The organism is Oxalobacteraceae bacterium OTU3CAMAD1 (genome assembly GCA_024123915.1).
GTDB lineage: Bacteria > Pseudomonadota > Gammaproteobacteria > Burkholderiales > Burkholderiaceae_D > Rugamonas.
This window is the reverse complement of sequence record CP099650.1, coordinates 334850-351408: the sequence shown is the minus strand read 5'-3', so window position 1 is coordinate 351408 and position 16559 is coordinate 334850. Positions and strand designations below refer to the sequence as shown.

The window sequence follows — 16559 nt, the reverse complement described above, 5'->3', positions numbered from 1 at the left end:
ATCGCTTATTCCGGCGCAGGCGTGGTGGTGGCGACGGCCGGCGCCGGCGCGGGCGGGTTGGGCGACGATTCCGGCGCGTTGACGTCGTTCGACAAACTCCACACATACGCCGCCAGCACGTGCACCTTGGCGTCGCCGAGGAAATCCTCGAACGCCGGCATGGTGGCGTTGCGGCCCTTGCGGATGGTTTCCATGATGGTCTCGGCGCTGCCGCCGAACAGCCAGACCTTGTCGCTCAGCTTGGGCGCGCCGAGCGTCTGGTTGCCGGTGCCGCCGGCGCTGTGGCAGGCCATGCAGGCGCCGAATTTACCTTTACCAAAGACCGCCTTGATCGGATCGGCGGTCGAGCCGGACAGGCTGAGCACGTAGTGGGCGACGTTCTCCACATCCTTGTCCGAGCCGAGCGCCGCGCCCATCGGCGGCATCACGCCCATGCGTCCGCGCAGGATCGATTCCTTGATGGTTTCCGGCGCGCCGCCGAACAGCCAGTCGTTGTCGGTCAGGTTGGGAAAGCCCTTGTTGCCGCGCGCGTCCGATCCGTGGCATTGCGCGCAGTACGTCAGGAACAGGCGCTGCCCGATGGCGTGGGCCTTCGGATTGGCGGCGACCTTTTTGAGGTCCTGCTTCTGGTATTGCGCGAACAACGGGCCGTACTCGGATTCCGCCTGTTTCAGTTCGGCCTGATACTGGCCCGAGGATTTCCAGCCCAGCTTGCCGGCGTAGGTGCCCAGGCCCGGATACAGGAACAGGTAGGCCAGCGCGAACACGATGGTGATGTAGAACAGCCACATCCACCAGCGCGGCATCGGCGTGTTCAGTTCGGTCAGGTCTTCGTCCCAGATATGCCCCGTGGTGCCAACCTTGCCGTCCTTGCCCTTGGCCAGCTTGACCTTGGCCTGCGAGTACAGCAGGATGCCGCAACCGACGATGCCGAGCAGGGTCAGCACGACGATGTACATATCCCAGAAGCCGTTGGTGAAATCAGCCATGGCCGTTCTCCTCTTCGTCGAAGGGCAACTGCGCCGCCTTGGCGAAGTCGGCTTCCTTGTTGGCGATGAACGCCCACCACAGGATGCCGACGAAGGTGATGAAGGAAACCACCGTCATCACGCTGCTGGCGCTGTCAAACAGGTTCTCGATAGCCATGCTAGTTCCTCGTCTTGATTTGTGTGCCCAGGCCTTGCAGATAGGCGATCAGGGCGTCTTCCTCGGTCTTGTCTTTCAGCTCTTCCGGCGCGGCGGCGATCTCGGCGTCGGTGTACGGGTCGCCCAGGCGTTGCAGCGCGCGCATCTTCGGCATGATTTCGGCCGGCACCAGCGCAGTTTTCGCCAGCCATGGATAGTTCGGCATGTTCGATTCCGGCACCACGTCGCGCGGGCTGGCCAGGTGGGTGCGGTGCCATTCGTCGCTGTAGCGTCCGCCCACCCGCGCCAGGTCGGGACCGGTGCGCTTGGAACCCCACTGGAACGGCCGGTCGTAGACGAACTCGCCGGCGACCGAGTAGTGACCGTAGCGTTCGGTCTCGGCGCGGAACGGCCGCACCATCTGCGAGTGGCAGTTGTAGCAGCCCTCGCGCACATAGACGTCGCGGCCGGCCAGGCGCAGCGGCGAATACGGCTTGAGGCCCGCCACCGGCTCTGTGGTCGATTTCTGGAAGAACAGCGGGACGATTTCGACGGCGCCGCCGACGCTGACCACCAGGGTCACCAGCGCGATCAGCAGCCAGGGGTTTTTCTCGATCCACTCATGTTTAAAATTCGGTGAAAATTTCATCTTGTGCTCCGATATCAGGCGTGGCCGGCGGCCAGCGCGGGAATGCGCGCGACGGCGGTTTCGCGGTTACGCAGGGTCATCCAGGTGTTGTAGCCCATCAGGCACATGCCGCTCAGGTACAACAGTCCGCCGCCGAAACGCACCACGTAGTACGGATAAGTGGCCTTGACGCTCTCGACGAAGGTGTAGGTCAGGGTGCCGTCGGGGTTGACCGCGCGCCACATCAGGCCCTGCATGACGCCGGCGATCCACATCGCGGCGATGTACAGCACGATGCCGATGGTGGCGACCCAGAAGTGCAGGTCGATCAATTTGGTGCTCCACATCTTTTGCTGGCCGGCCAGGCGCGGCAGCAGGTAGTAGATCGAACCCATCGTGATGAAGCCCACCCAGCCGAGCGCGCCGCCGTGGACGTGGGCGATGCCCCAGTCGGTGTAGTGCGACAGCGAGTTGATGGTCTTGATCGACATCATCGGACCTTCGAAGGTGGCGATGCCGTAGAACGACAGCGAGACGATCATGAATTTCAGGATCGGGTCGGTGCGCAGCTTGTGCCAGGCGCCCGACAGGGTCATGATGCCGTTGATCATGCCGCCCCACGACGGCGCCAGCAGCACCAGCGAGAACACCATGCCGATCGATTGCGTCCAGTCCGGCAGGGCGGTGTAGTGCAGGTGGTGCGGGCCGGCCCACATGTAGGTGAAGATCAGCGCCCAGAAGTGCACGATCGACAGGCGGTACGAGTACACGGGACGCTCGGCCTGCTTGGGGATGAAGTAGTAGACCATGCCCAGGTAGCCGGCGGTCAGGATGAAGCCGACCGCGTTGTGGCCGTACCACCACTGGATCATCGCGTCCTGCACGCCCGAGTAGGCCGAGTACGATTTAAACGCCGAGGCCGGCATGCTGGCGCCGTTGACTACGTGCAGCAGGGTGACGGCGATGATGTAGCCTGCGAAAAACCAGTTGGCGACGTAGACGTGCTTGACCTTGCGCTTGAGCAGCGTGCCGAAGAATACGATCGCGTAGCAGATCCAGACCACGGCGATCAAAATCGAGATCGGCCACTCCAGCTCGGCGTACTCCTTGCCGCGCGTGAAGCCCATCGGCAGGGTCACGACCGCGCTCAGGATCACCGCCTGCCAGCCCCAGAAGGTGAAGGCGGCCAGCTTGTCCGAGAACAGGCGGACCTGGCAGGTGCGCTGCACCACGTAGTACGAGGTGGCGAACAGGCCGCAGATGCCGAACGCGAAGATCACCGCGTTGGTGTGCAGCGGCCGCAGGCGGCCATAGGTCAGCCAGGGAATGTCCAGGTTCAGCGCCGGCCAGGCCAGTTGGGCGGCGATGATCACCCCCACCAGCATGCCGACGATGCCCCAGACCACGGTCGCGATCGCGAATTGCTTGACGATCTTGTAGTTGTAGTTCTGGTCCACGAAGTTCTCCCATAGAACGCTTTGATGATGTAGATCAAAGGTTACTTTTCGGGGCTTCAAAAAACCTTGATGTGGATCAAAATTTTCCGGATGGATCTTTTTCGCCGGTGTTTACTTTCGGCGAGTCGTCGTCCTGCAACACGCGCAGCGCCGGCCCGACCAGGTCATCGAACTGGCCGTCGTCGGCGGCGTTGAAGAACACCCACAGCGCGGCGAACACCAGTACGACGCTGAGGGGAACCAGCAAGAATAAGGCTTCCATCACATTTCCTTTTTTGCACGCCCGAGCTTATGTCTGCGCAGCCGCAGCGCGTTGAGCACCACCACGGCCGAGCTGGCCGCCATGCCGACGCCGGACAGCCAGGGATTGAGCAGGCCGATAGCGGCCGCCGGTATCGCCAGCAGGTTGTACAGGCTGGCCCACGCCAGGTTCTGGCGGATCACCGCCATGGTCCGGCGCGCCACGCGCGCGCTGTCGGCCACCGCGCCCAGGCGCCCGCCAAGCAGCACCGCGTCCGCGTGGGCCTGGGCCAGCGCGGCGCCCTCGCCCATCGCGAACGAGACGTCGGCCGCGCTGAGCACGGCGGCGTCGTTGATGCCGTCGCCGACCATCGCCACCACCGCGCCCTTCATTTGCAGCCGGCGCACGAAGGCGAGCTTTTCGTCGGGCAGGTAGCCGCCGACCGTGGTGCCGATGCCGAGCCGGTCGCCGACGCAGCGCGCCAGCACGTCGTGGTCGCCGCTGAGCAGCACCACCGTCTTGCCGGCCTGGCGGAAGTAATCGACGGTGGCCTGGGCGTCTGGCCGCAGCCCGTCATGCAGTTGCAGGCAGGCCAGCCATTGACCGTCGGCGCCGAGGTAGACGGGCGTGGCGCCGTCGGCGACTGTGTGCGGCGGCATCGAGCCGCATAGCTCGGCAACGTAGCCGGCGTTGCCGAGGCGGTAGAGGCGGTTGTGCACCTTGCCTTCGACGCCGCGCCCCGCCGTTTCCGTCAGCGTCGTGGCGTGCCAGTCGGCGCGCGCGCCGCCGCCCGCCTCGACGGCTGCGTTGACGATGGCGCGCGCCAGCGGGTGGCCGCTGCCGGCGTCGAGCGCGGCCGCCACCTGCAGGCAAAAGTCGTCGCGCATCGCCCCCAGCGGCTGCACGTCTTGCAGCACCGGTCGGCCGAAGGTCAGGGTGCCGGTCTTGTCGAACACGACGTGGGTGGCGCGGTGCAGGGTTTCCAGCGTTTGCGCGCCGCTCACCAGCACGCCCTGCCCCAGCAGCCGGTCGGTGGCGGCGGCCAGCGCCGTCGGCGTGGCCAGCGACAGCGCGCACGGGCACGACACCACCAGCACGGCGATGGCGATCGGCCATGCGCGCGCGGCGTCGCCGTCGAGCCAGAACCAGAAGCCGAACGCCGCCAGCGCGAACGCCAGCAGCCCGGCGACGAACCAGGCCGCGACCTTGTCGGCCCACAGCGCGATGCGCGGCTTGTCGCGCCCGGCGCGGTCGATCAGCTTGACCAGGTTGGACAGCGTGCTGTCCTGCGCGCGGCGCGTCACCCTTGCCAGCACGACGGCGCCGGCGTTGATGGCGCCGCCGGGCAGCGCGTCGCCCGTCGCCTTGGCCACCGGCGCGCTCTCGCCGCTCAGCAGGGACAGGTCGAGCGTGGTGGCGCCATCGACGATGACGCAATCGGCGGCCACCGCCTCGCCCGGCCTGATCATGATGATGTTATCCACAAGCAGCGCGGCGGCCTTGACCAGGCTGGGGTCGCGGCTGGCGGGATAATCCGCCAGCAGGGTGGCCGAGGCGGGCAGCGCGTGTTGCAGGCGTTCGAGCGCGGCGCCGGCCTTGCGGCGCGCGCGCAGTTCCAGGTGGCGGCTGCACAGCAGCAGGAAGATGAACATCGTCACCGAATCGAACCAGACGCCACCGTGGCCGCGCACGGTAGCGACGACGCTGGCGCCGAAGGCGGCGGCAATGCCCAGCGCGACCGGCACGTCCATGCCGGGCGCACGGGCTTTGATACTTGTCCAGGCGCCGCGCCAGAACGGCTGCGCCGAGTAGCAGATCGCCGGCAGGGTCAGCAGCAGGCTGGCCCAGCGCATCAGCGCGGCCATGGTGTCGTCCAGGGTGCCGTCCTCTGCCAGATAGGCCGGCGCCACATACATCATCACCTGCATCATCGACAGCCCGGCGACGAACAACTGGCGGCCCAGTGTGCGGGCGGCCTTGCGCTGCTGTTCGCCATGGCGGCCGGCGTCGTAGGGATAGGCGCTGTAGCCGATGGTGTGCAGCGCGGTCAGGATGTCGGCCGGCTGGCAGGCGTCCGAACGCCAGCGCACGTACAGGCGCTCGGTGGCGACGTTGAGCTGGGCGCCGTCGACGCCGGGCAGGCGCGCCAGCCGGCTTTCGATCAGCCACACGCAGGCTGCGCAGCGGATGCCTTCGACCGACAAGGTGGTTTCGCGGCTGTGCTCGTCGAGGGCGAAGCGGGGATCGGCGTTGTCGTACAGTTGCAGTTCCGGCGGCAGCAGTTGCGCGCCCTCGGCGGTGGCGGCGAAGGCCGAGCGCTCGCGGTAATAGGATTGCTGGCCGAGATCGACGATGGCCTGCGCCACCGCCGCGCAGCCGGGGCAGCACATCGCGTGGTCGGTGTCGTCGATGCGCACGGTCCAGGCGCTCGGGGCGGAGGCAGGCACCGGCAGGCCGCAGTGGTAGCAGGCGGCGCGGTCCGGATTGGTTGCCGGCTTGGCCGCCGGCTGGTTCAGGGGTGTGGTGTCAAGCATAGGATATCCAGCCAGGCGGGCGTGATGCCGACCGCCGCGCGCGCGATGCCGAGCAGGCCGAAGGCGAGCACCAGCAGGCCGCAGGCGATGCGCACTGTGCGTTGTTGCAGGGCGTTGCGCAGCCGCGCCCCCAGAAGACCGAGGCCGGTCAGCATCGGCAGGGTGCCCAGGCCGAAGGCCAGCATCACGGCGGCGCCGCCGAGCGCGCTGCCGCTGAGCATGGCGGTCAGCAGCACGCTGTAGACCATGCCGCACGGCAGCCATCCCCACAGCGCGCCTAGCGCGAAGGCCTGGTGCGGCCGGTCGGCGGGCATCAGCGTTTTCATCGCCGGCCCCATCCACGGCTGGGCGCGCTGCCACAGCACGCGGCCGGCCTGCTCCAGTTTGATCAGGCCGTGCCAGGCGTTCATCAGGTACAGGCCCAGCGCCACGAGCATCAGATTGGCCAGCCAGTAGAAGCCCAGTTGCAAGCCAGCCAATTGCGCCAGGTTTTGCGCGCCGTTCGCCAGACCGCCGGCCAGCGCGCCGGCCACCATATAGCTGCCGATGCGGCCGGCGTTGTAGGCCAGCACGCGCGGGATCGCCCGCGCCAGGGCGGCAGACGGCGCGCCGAACGCGGCCGCGCCGCCGTTGAATCCTGTGGCGCGCTGGATGGGAATGACGTTGCGCGGCAGCCCCGTGGCGCCGGCCTTGCCCGTGCTGGCCGAGATGGCGCCGACGATGCCGCCGCACATGCCGACGCAATGGACGCTGCCGGCCAATCCGACCAGGAAGACGGGCAGCAGCTGATAGCCGGTGATCATGATGTCAAATGGTCTTGGAGTAGCGCAACGGCTGCGTGGTGTCGGCGCGCGCCAAAGTCAGATAGCGGTCGAACACCATGCAGATATTGCGGATCAGCAGGCGGCCCTTGGCTGTGACGCTGATCCAGTGGGCGTCGACCGTCAGCAGGCCGTCGTCCTCGAAGGCTTTCAACTTTTCCAGCTCGTCGGCGAAGTACAGCGGGAAGCGGATCGGATAGGCTTGCTCCAGCGACGAGATCGACAACTCGAAATTGCACATCAGCTTTTGGATGACGATGCGGCGCAGCAGGTCGTCGGTGTCGAGCTTGATGCCGCGCGTGATCGGCAGCACGCCGTTGTCGAGTTTTTCGTAATACGCGTCCAGCGTCTTTTCGTTCTGGCTGTAGGTGGCGCCGACGGCGCTGATGGCCGACACGCCGCAGGCGATCAGATCGGTCTCGGCGCGCGTCGAATAGCCCTGGAAGTTGCGCTGCAGCCGGCCCTGGCGCTGGGCCACGGCCAGTTCGTCGTCCGGCTTGGCGAAGTGGTCCATGCCAATGTAGACGTAGCCGGCCGCGCACAGGCGGGCGATGCACAGGGCCAGCAGCTCCAGTTTGACGGCGGCGCTGGGCAGGTCGGCGTCGAGGATGCGGCGCTGCGGTTTGAACAGGTGCGGCAGGTGCGCGTAGTTGTACAGCGCGATGCGGTCGGGGCTGGCGTCGATCACCTTGGCCAGCGTTTGCTCCATGCTGGCGATGGACTGCTTCGGCAGGCCGTAGATCAGGTCGATACTGACCGAGCGGAAGCCGGCGTCACGCGCGGCGTCGATGACGGCGCGCGTTTCAGCCTCCGGCTGGATGCGGTTGACGGCCTTTTGCACGTCGGCGTCGAAATCCTGCACGCCCAGGCTGATGCGGTTGAAGCCTTGCGCGCGCAGGCTGTGCACGCGCTCGACACTGACGGTGCGCGGATCGATCTCGATCGAATACTCGCCCTGGGCGTCCGGCGCGAAATCGAAGTTGGCGCGCAGGTGCGCCATCAGGTCGCCCATCTGGCGGTCGCTCAGGTAGGTCGGCGTGCCGCCGCCGAAGTGCAATTGCTCGAGCTGGCCGATGCCGGCGAACAGGCGCCCTTGCATATCGAGTTCCTGCTTGAGGTAGCCGAGATAGGTGGCGGCCTTGCCGTGGTCCTTGGTGACGATCTTGTTGCAGCCGCAGTAGTAGCAGACGGTGTCGCAGAACGGGATGTGGATATACAGCGACAAAGGCCGCTGGCTGCGGCGCATGCGCAGGCCGGCCACCGCCTCGAGGAACTGGCCGTAGCCGAATTCCGGCGTGAAGCGGTCGGCGGTCGGATACGAGGTGTAGCGCGGCCCCGACTGGCTCAGTTTGCCGATGATGGCGGCGTCGAATTCGACGGCGGGAAAGGCGGCGCCGACGCCGGCGTGGCTGGGGCCCAGAATGGAGGTGGTATGCATGGCCGTTCTCACGCGGCCAGGCGCGCGGCTGGCGGCGATTTGCGGGCCGCGCGCGTGGTTGGACGAACCGGCGTGGCGCGGCCGAACTTGAACAGGCTGACCGCCTGCGTCAGGCCGCCCGCCTCCAGCGCCAGGCTGGCGGTGGCGGCGGCCGCCTCCTCGACCAGAGCGGCGTTCTGCTGCGTGACCTGATCCATGTGGGCGATGGCCGAGTTGACCTGGTCGACGCCGATGCTTTGCTCGCGCGAGGCGACCGAGATCTCCTCCATGATGGCCGTTACCTGCCGCACCGAGGCCACCACCTCCTTCATGGTGGCGCCGGCGCGGTCGACCTGGGCCATGCCGGCGCCGACCTTGCCGACCGAAATATCGATCAGGTTCTTGATGTCCTTGGCGGCGGTGGCGCTGCGCTGGGCCAGGTTGCGCACCTCGCCGGCGACGACCGCGAAACCGCGTCCCTGCTCGCCCGCCCGGGCCGCCTCCACGGCGGCGTTGAGCGCCAGGATGTTGGTCTGGAAGGCGATGCCTTCGATCAGGCCGATGATGTCGACGATCTTGCGCGAGGAGGTGTTGATCTCATCCATGGTGGCGATGACGTCGGCGACGATCTCGCCGCCCTGCACCGCCACGGTCGAGGCGTTTTGCGCCAGCGCGTTGGCCTGGGCCGAGTTGTCGGCGTTTTGCTTGACGGTCGAGGAGAATTGTTCAACGCTCGACGCCGTCTCCTCCAGGCTGGCGGCCTGGGCCTCGGTGCGGCCGGACAGGTCCGCGTTGCCGGCGGCGATCTGGCGCGTGGCCACGGCCATCGTCTCGACATTGACGCGCACGTCGCGGATGGTGGCGATCAGGTTGCTGTTCATTTGCTGCAGCGCGCGCAGCAGCTGGCCCACCTCGTCGGTGGCCTCGGTCTCGAAGCTGCCCGACAGGTCGCCGGCGGCGATGGCGCGGGCGCCGTGCAGCGCGCGGTCAAGCGGCTGCAGCACGGATACGCGCAAGGTGTACCACAGGAACACGTTGATCAGCAGGCCGACGAAGGTGGCGCCGAAGATGGCGTAGCTGTGTCCGCCGCCACCACTCATCAGCGCGGCCGCGCAGACGATCACCTGCAGCACGTTGACCACGCTGGTGGCCAGCCACACGCGCATCGCCAGCGACACGTGGCCCAGGCGCGCGAGCAGGTTGCCGACGCCGGGGCGGATCAGCTGGCCGTTCTTGATGCGGATGCCGTGGCCTTGCTTGGCGCGGATGTCGCGGTAGGCCTGTTCTGCCCTGGCGATCTGCTCGCGCCCGGCCTTGACGCGCACCGACATGTAGCCGGTGGTCTTGCCGTTTTCGCGGATGGGGGTGATGTTGGCGCGCACCCAGTAGTGGTCGCCGTTCTTGCAGCGGTTCTTGACGATGCCGGTCCACGGCGTGCCGGACTGGATCGAGGCCCACAGGTCGGCGAAGGCCTCGGCCGGCATGTCCGGATGGCGCAGGATGTTTTGCGGCGCGCCCAGCAACTCGGCCTCGGCGTAGCCGCTGATTTGCGTGAAGTATGGGTTTACATAGGTAATGTTGCCCTTTAAATCAGTTTTCGAGACGATGGCCTGGTCGTCCAGGACGTCGACTTCACGGTTGGTGACAGTTGGCTTGTTGCGGGGTTGATTGTTGCGCATCACGTAGCTCCGGCTGAATTGTTGCTCTATCACAATAGATGCAGCCAGTGTACGGATTCGACCCTGAAATTTTATTGATGTAGATCAAAATTCCCCGGATTGCCGATCGCCCTATTCCACGCTCAGCGGGCGCAGCCGGCCGACCGCGTAGCCCTGCGCGTAGTCCACGCCCAGTTCGCGCACCACCGCCAGGGTGTTGTCGTCCTCCACATATTCGGCCACGGTGCAGATGCCCATCACGTGGCCGACCTCGTTGATGGCCTTGACCATCGCGCGGTTGATGGGGTTGTTGGCGATGCCGCGGATGAACACGCCGTCGATCTTGAGATAGTCGACCGGCAGCGCCTTCAGGTAGGCGAACGACGACAGGCCGCTGCCGAAGTCGTCGAGCGAGAACCGGCAGCCGAGCGCCTTGATGCGGGCCATGAAATCCTGCGCCTTGACCAGGTTGGCGATGACGGCCGTCTCGGTGATCTCGAAGCAGATCTGTTCCGGGGCGACGTTGTGCTCGGCGAATTGCTCGATGATGTAGTCGTGCAAGCCCTCGTCGCCCAGCGAGGTGCCCGACAGGTTGACCGAATACCGGCCGCTATAGCCGTCGGGCGCCCGGCCTTGAGCTTCCGCGTCCGCGTCCGCGCCGGCCCGGCCTTCGCTCACGCTGCGCACGTGGCGGCATACGGCGCGGATCACCCAGCGGTCGATCGCCGTCATCATGTCGTAGCGCTCCGCGGCCGGGATGAAGGCGCCGGGCAGTATCAGCTCGCCGGGGCCGGACTGGATGCGGATCAGCACCTCGTCATGCACCTCGCCGCGCGGGCCGAGGCCGACGATGGGCTGGGCGTACAGCCGGAAATACTGGTGCTCGAACGCCTCGTTCAGGCGCGACACCCATTGCATCTCGCCCTGGCGCCGCGCCAGGCGCAGGTCCGACTCCTGGTACAGGTGGACGCGGTTGCGGCCGCGCTCCTTGGCCAGGTAGCAAGCCTGGTCGGCCGCGATCAGCAGCTCGGTCATCGATTTGCTGTGGCGGTTGATCTCGACGACGCCGATGCTCACGCCCAGCTCGAACGTGCGGCTGTCCCACACGAAGCGGAAATTCTTGACCGACTGGCGGATGCCGTCGGCCACTAGCAGCGCCTGGTCCGGCGGACAGTGCGGCAGCAGCACGCCCAGCTCGTCGCCGCCGAGGCGGGCCAGGATGTCGCTGTCGCGCATCTCCGTCTGCAGCATCTTGGCCAGCAGCTGCAGCAGCAGGTCGCCGGCGCTGTGGCCGCAGGTATCGTTGACGATCTTGAACTGGTCCAGGTCCATGTACAACAGCGCGTGCACATGGTCCTCCTCCTTGGCGCTGTGCAGCGCGTTGGCGATCTGCGTCTCGAACTCGCGCCGGTTGATCAGGCCGGTGAGCATGTCGTGGCTGGCGTTCCACGACAGCTGCTTGCTCAGCTTGCGCTCGTGGCTGACGTCGCGGAACACCACCACCGCGCCCAGCAGCTCGCCCGTGTCGGACCAGATCGGCGCGGCCGATTCCTCGACGGCGATGCGGCGCCCCTCGCGCGTGACGAGCTGGTTTTGCGACGGCATGTTGATGGTCTGGCGCAGCCGCAGGCATTGCAGCGCCGCGTGCTCGGCCAGCGGCGCGCCGTCGTCGTCGATCAGCGGCAAGGTGGCGCCGATGTCCAGGCCGCGCGCCTCGTCGTTGCTCCAGCCGGTCAGTTGTTCGGCGATGCGGTTCAGATACTGGGTCTTGCCGTGTTCGTCGGTGGTGATGACGCCCTCGCCGATCGAGCGCAGGGTGACGGCGGCTTGCTCGCGGGCACGCGCGGCGTCCTGCTCTATCCGTTTGCGTTCGGTGATGTCCCAGACGATGCCGAGCGTGCCGGTGGGCTCGGCCTCTTTGTAGAAGACATGCGCCTTGGCGGCCAGCCAGTGCTGGCTGCCGTCCTGCCAGACCACGCGGTATTCGACGTCATAGCCCGAGCCGCAATCGACCGCCTCCTGCATGGTGTTGAGCAGGTGGTCGCGGTCCTCGGGGTCGACGAATTGCAGGAAATGCGAGAACGGCTGGGCCAGATCGCCGGGGGGAAGCCCCAGCAAACCCGCGCCCCAGCCCACCCAATTGACGATGCTGTTGATGACCGTGCCATCCGTGATGTTCGAATCCCAGATGGCCATGCGCGCGGCGTCGAGCGCCATGCGCAGATGGCGCTGAATGATATCCATACCTCTTTTGCTCCAATAGCCAGGCTTACGGCCATTAGAGCGGGGGCGGGCGTGAAAGTTCGGAAGAAACGCGGATTATTTCAGGTCGACCGGGGCGGCGGCCTGTTGTCTGACGGCGCTGATGTCGCGCACGTTCTTTTGCACCGCTACCGCGCCGAACAGGCTTAACAGGAACGACATCGCGTAGAAGCCTTTTTCGCTCATGGTCAGGGTGGCGTTCATCAGGCCGACTGTCAGCAAGCACAGGGTCAGGATCAGCGACAGCCAGCACAGGCCGAAATACAGGCCGCTGACGGGGATGCCCTCGGCGCGGTCGCGCACCGACTTCTGCAGCGAGACGGCGGCGAACAGGCCGTACATCAGGATGGTGAAGTAATACCCTTTTTCGTTGAGGGCCATGGTGGCGTTCCACAGGCCGATCATGAAGCTGCAGGCGCCCGCCAGCAGCGCGATCCAGGAGGCGGCGACGAAGGCGGGGGTGGGACCGAGTTGGGGCTGAGCCATGGGTACTCCTTGCTGGTTGGGGAAAGCGGCGCCGGGTTGGCGCGCGCTTGTGCATCGTAACAGACGTGCCGGGCTTATTTCTTGAACGAGCGCAACATTTTGCCGCCGATGGTGACCACCACCAGCGCCAGCGCGCCGGCGATGACGCCGGCCACGGCGTCGATCACGCTCGGCGTGACGAAGCCCAGCACCGGTCCCAGGGCCGGGACCGCCGCCGCCACCTCGGTGGCGTGGTGGACGATGTCGTGCGCGCCCGGCGTGCCGTGCACCAGGATGCCGCCGCCGACCATGAACATGGCGGCGGTGCCGACCACCGACAGCAGCTTCATCAGCCGTGGCGCGGCGGCCAGCAGCACGGCGCCCAGGGCGCGGGCGGCGCCGTTGGCGCGCTGGCTCAGGTACAGGCCGGCGTCGTCCATCTTGACGATGGCGGCGACGATGCCGTACACGCCCACCGTCATCACCAGCGCGATGCTGACCACCACCATCGCCTGCTTGGCGAACGGCTCGGCCGCCACCGTGCCCAGCGCGATGACGATGATCTCGGCCGACAGGATGAAGTCGGTGCGCACGGCGCCCTTGATCTTGTCTTTTTCGATGGCCACCATGTCGGCGTTGGGGTCGCTGAGCGCGGCGGCCAGTTCCTCTTTGTGCCGCTCGTTCTCTTCCTTGTGCATGATGCCGTGGGCGATCTTCTCGAAGCCCTCGAAGCACAGGTAGAGGCCGCCGATCATCAGCAGCGGCGTGATGGCGGCGGGCACGAAGGCGCTGATCGCCAGCGCGGCCGGCACCAGGATGGCCTTGTTCTTCAGCGAACCGAGCGCCACCGCCCACACCACGGGCAATTCGCGGTCGGCGCGCACGCCGGCCACCTGCTGGGCATTCAGCGCCAGATCGTCGCCCAGCACGCCGGCGGTTTTCTTGGCCGCCACCTTGCTCATCAGGGCGACGTCGTCGAGGATGGTGGCGATGTCGTCGATCAGCGCGAACAGACTGGAGCCGGCCATCTCAGCGGCTCCCTTGCGGGGTTGGGGTGGTGGTAGGGATCATGGGGTGTCCTTGTAGCGAGCAATATTAAAGGAGCAATATTAACCCAGAGGCAGGGCGCGGCGATATGGCTTCGCGGCTACAATGTGCGTTGCCTCGCAGCGCCGCTGCGGCCTGAACAATGGAATGACTATGAGTTTTGCCACCTGGATGGGGTTTTTCATCGCCGCCTGCATCATCGCCGTGTCGCCCGGCTCGGGCGCGGTGTTGTCGATGTCGCATGGATTGTCGTACGGCGTGCGCCGTGCCAGCAGCACGATTTTCGGCCTGCAGACCGGCCTGCTGCTGGTGTTCTTCATCGCCGGCGCCGGGGTCGGCTCGCTGTTGCTGGCATCCGAAGTGGCGTTCAACATCGTTAAAACGGTGGGCGCGCTGTACCTGATTTACCTCGGTCTGAGCCAGTGGCGCGCCAAGGTGACCATCGGCGAGCAGCAAAAACAGGCCGCCGTGGCCGTGCCCTCGGCGCGCAAGCGCTTTTTGACGGGCTTCCTGACCAACGCGACCAATCCCAAGGGCATCATTTTCATGGTGGCGGTGCTGCCGCAGTTTATTAACCAACATGCGCCGTTGCTGCCGCAATTGCTGATCCTGGCGGCGACCATGTGCTGCATCGATCTGGTGGTGATGCACAGCTACGCCTATCTGGCGTCGTCGATGCAGCGCTTTTTCCGCGACGCCGGCGCCGTCAAGAAGCAGAACCGGGTGTTCGGCGGCTTGCTGATGGGCGTGGGCGCGGCGCTGTTCTTCGTCAAGCGGGGCGGCGCTACCACCTGAGGTACCACCACCTGAGGTATGATTTACTTTGCAATTATTTGTAACCCCGGTAGTCGAATCGCGGCCTGCGGCGTTATAGGTGGAGTAAATAGAGGAGCGCAGCCATGAGCCGCAAGATCATCCCGTCCGTCGTGCTGGCCATCCTGGCCGGTTTCAGTTCCCTTGCATTGGCCGACCCGCCCGCCGTGGTGGGGCGGATTTCGGCCGTCCAGGGCCAGGTGACCCTGGTGAGCAACGATCCCAACGGCGACAGCGAACCGGTCGCCGCCTCGCTGAACTGGCCGGTCACCGGCGCCAACCATATCAATACCGCCAGCGGCGCGCGCACCGAATTCCGGGTCGGCTCGACGGCGGTGCGGCTGGACGGCGATTCCGACCTGGAAATCACCGACATGGACGAGGATTTGCTGCGGCTGCGCCTCAATTACGGCAGCGTCAGCATCCGCGTGCGCAGCCCTGAGTTGCTGCGCGACTTCGAGCTGACCACGCCGCAGGCGCGCATCACGATGATCGAGCCGGGCTTGTTGCGGGTCGATGCCGAACGTGTGGCCGATACCAGCCAGGTCAGCGTGATGGGCGGCAGCGCCAGGGTCGAGAGCGGCGGTTCGTCAGTGGTGGTGAGCAACGGCCGCCAGGTCGACATCAGCGGCGACGACGTGCGCACCAGCGTGGCGCGGCGCGACGGCTTCGATGTCTGGGCCGACGAGCGCGACCGGCAGTCGGAGGCCGTGGTGACGTCCCGCTATGTGTCGAGCGGCATCACCGGCTACGAGGAGCTGGACCGCAACGGCAACTGGACCGAGAGCGCCGAATACGGCCCGCTGTGGGCGCCGCGCAATGTCGCGGTCGATTGGGCGCCCTACCGCGACGGCCGCTGGACGTGGCTGGCGCCGTGGGGCTGGACCTGGGTCGACAACGCCCCGTGGGGCTACGCGCCGTCGCATTACGGCCGCTGGGTGACGGTCAACCGCCGCTGGTTCTGGGCGCCGGGCCGTCCGGTCGGGCGTCCCGTGTGGGCGCCGGCGCTGGTCGGCTGGGTCGGCGGCGACGGTTTCCCGCACCATCGCGGCCCCGGCCTGGGCTGGTTCCCGCTGTCGCCGCGCGAGCGCTACGTGCCGAACTACCGGGTCTCGAACCATTACGAGGACCGCATGACGTGGCGCTACAACGGCAAGCCGTACCGGCCACGGTCGGACCGGTCTGACCGCCGCGACGGCGTGACGATGTTGCCGCGTGATCAATTCGAGGGACGCCACACGGTGCCGGTCAATCGCGGCGGCGTGGTGATTCCGCCGGCCAACCTGGTCAAGAACGCGGTGACGGTGGCGCCGCCGGCGCCGGGCCTGGGTACGCGGGTGGGCGATCCCGGCCGGCGGCCCGGGCCGGATCGCGACGGCGACGGCCGGCCGGACCGCTTTGGGCGCAACGACCGCAACGACCGCAATGATCGTTTCGAGCGCAGCAATGGCCAGCAGCCGGGACGGGTGATTACCGCGCCGTCGCAGCCTCAGCCGCAAGTGCAAACCGGGCAGGGTCGTCCGCAGACCACCACCACGCTTGCCCCGGGACAGTTCGGCACGCCGAACGCGCCGGCGCAAACGATCAATCCGAACGACGTGGCCATCGAGTTGCGGCCGGGTTATCGTCCGCGCCCGCAGACTTCGGTGCAGCAGCCGGGGGCGATGCCGGCGCCGATATTGCACGTCAACCCGAACCGCGACCGGTTCAATCGCGACGACGACAACGGCCGCCGGCCATCGCGTCAGCGCGACGATGTGCGGGAAGCGCGCGAACGCGAGCAGCGCGATCAGCGGCCGGCGTTCCAGCCGCAGCAACCGCAGCAGCAGCCGCAATCGCAGCCGCAATCGCAGCCGCACCAGGTCCAGGTGCAACCGCAGCGGCCTCAGCCGCAGCCGTTCCAGGCGCCGCAGCAGTTCCAGCCGGCGCCGCGTCCATCACCGCCGCCGCAGGTGCACCAGCCCCAGGTTCATCAACCCCAGCCGCAAGCGCAGCCACAGCCACAGCCGCGCCCCCAACCGGCGCAGCGCAACGAGGGACAAGGTCAGGGCCGCAACAACGGCAACCGGCCGACGCACAACCAGCAGTGAG

At 66.8% G+C, this 16559-nt stretch carries 14 protein-coding genes; 2 read left to right on the top strand and 12 right to left on the bottom strand.

The window, feature by feature from the left end:
• Window positions 1-5: 5 nt before the first annotated feature.
• The 12 genes from ccoP to NHH88_01375 all read right to left on the bottom strand — a co-directional run bounded on the left by ccoP (window position 6) and on the right by NHH88_01375 (window position 13636).
• Window positions 6-989: a cytochrome-c oxidase, cbb3-type subunit III gene (ccoP, locus tag NHH88_01430; protein USX14488.1), complete on the bottom strand. Its 984-nt coding sequence runs from the start codon at window positions 987-989 to the stop codon at window positions 6-8.
• Window positions 982-1146 carry a cbb3-type cytochrome c oxidase subunit 3 gene (locus NHH88_01425; GenBank protein ID USX14487.1) on the bottom strand — a complete coding sequence of 55 codons (165 nt, stop codon included), beginning with the start codon at window positions 1144-1146 and terminating at the stop codon, window positions 982-984. The genes ccoP and NHH88_01425 overlap by 8 nt, the downstream gene beginning before the upstream one ends.
• Window position 1147: 1 nt before the next feature.
• Window positions 1148-1774: a cytochrome-c oxidase, cbb3-type subunit II gene (ccoO, locus tag NHH88_01420; protein ID USX14486.1), complete on the bottom strand. Its 627-nt coding sequence runs from the start codon at window positions 1772-1774 to the stop codon at window positions 1148-1150.
• 14 nt (window positions 1775-1788) lie between these two features.
• Entirely contained in the window at window positions 1789-3210 is a 1422-nt protein-coding gene (gene ccoN, locus NHH88_01415; protein ID USX14485.1) for a cytochrome-c oxidase, cbb3-type subunit I, read from the bottom strand.
• Between the two features lie 76 nt (window positions 3211-3286).
• On the bottom strand, window positions 3287-3472 hold the full coding sequence (ccoS, locus tag NHH88_01410; GenBank protein ID USX14484.1) for a cbb3-type cytochrome oxidase assembly protein CcoS: 186 nt from the start codon (window positions 3470-3472) through the stop codon (window positions 3287-3289).
• On the bottom strand, window positions 3472-5985 hold the full coding sequence (locus tag NHH88_01405) for a heavy metal translocating P-type ATPase (protein ID USX14483.1): 2514 nt from the start codon (window positions 5983-5985) through the stop codon (window positions 3472-3474). The genes ccoS and NHH88_01405 overlap by 1 nt, the downstream gene beginning before the upstream one ends.
• Window positions 5964-6785: a sulfite exporter TauE/SafE family protein gene (locus NHH88_01400; GenBank protein USX17502.1), complete on the bottom strand. Its 822-nt coding sequence runs from the start codon at window positions 6783-6785 to the stop codon at window positions 5964-5966. Before NHH88_01400 ends, NHH88_01405 begins: the two co-directional genes overlap by 22 nt.
• A 7-nt stretch (window positions 6786-6792) precedes the next feature.
• Complete coding sequence (gene hemN / locus NHH88_01395; protein USX14482.1) at window positions 6793-8244, bottom strand: oxygen-independent coproporphyrinogen III oxidase; 1452 nt, start codon at window positions 8242-8244, stop codon at window positions 6793-6795.
• Between the two features lie 8 nt (window positions 8245-8252).
• Window positions 8253-9902 carry a methyl-accepting chemotaxis protein gene (locus NHH88_01390; GenBank protein ID USX14481.1) on the bottom strand — a complete coding sequence of 550 codons (1650 nt, stop codon included), beginning with the start codon at window positions 9900-9902 and terminating at the stop codon, window positions 8253-8255.
• Between the two features lie 111 nt (window positions 9903-10013).
• A complete protein-coding gene (locus NHH88_01385) occupies window positions 10014-12125 on the bottom strand; it encodes an EAL domain-containing protein (protein USX14480.1) in 2112 nt (703 codons plus the stop codon).
• A gap of 75 nt (window positions 12126-12200) precedes the next feature.
• Window positions 12201-12629, bottom strand: a complete 429-nt coding sequence (locus NHH88_01380; GenBank protein USX14479.1) for a hypothetical protein — start codon at window positions 12627-12629, stop codon at window positions 12201-12203.
• Window positions 12630-12703: 74 nt separating this feature from the next.
• The gene (locus tag NHH88_01375) at window positions 12704-13636 is read right to left on the bottom strand and encodes a DUF808 domain-containing protein (GenBank protein USX14478.1); all 933 of its coding nucleotides are present in this window, start codon (window positions 13634-13636) and stop codon (window positions 12704-12706) included.
• 172 nt (window positions 13637-13808) lie between these two features.
• Here NHH88_01375 and NHH88_01370 point away from each other — a divergent pair, with 172 nt between their 5' ends.
• Together NHH88_01370 and NHH88_01365 are read left to right on the top strand one after the other, a co-directional pair.
• Window positions 13809-14450, top strand: a complete 642-nt coding sequence (locus tag NHH88_01370) for a LysE family transporter (GenBank protein ID USX14477.1) — start codon at window positions 13809-13811, stop codon at window positions 14448-14450.
• Between the two features lie 104 nt (window positions 14451-14554).
• The gene (locus NHH88_01365; protein ID USX14476.1) at window positions 14555-16558 is read left to right on the top strand and encodes a hypothetical protein; all 2004 of its coding nucleotides are present in this window, start codon (window positions 14555-14557) and stop codon (window positions 16556-16558) included.
• Window position 16559 lies beyond the last annotated feature (1 nt).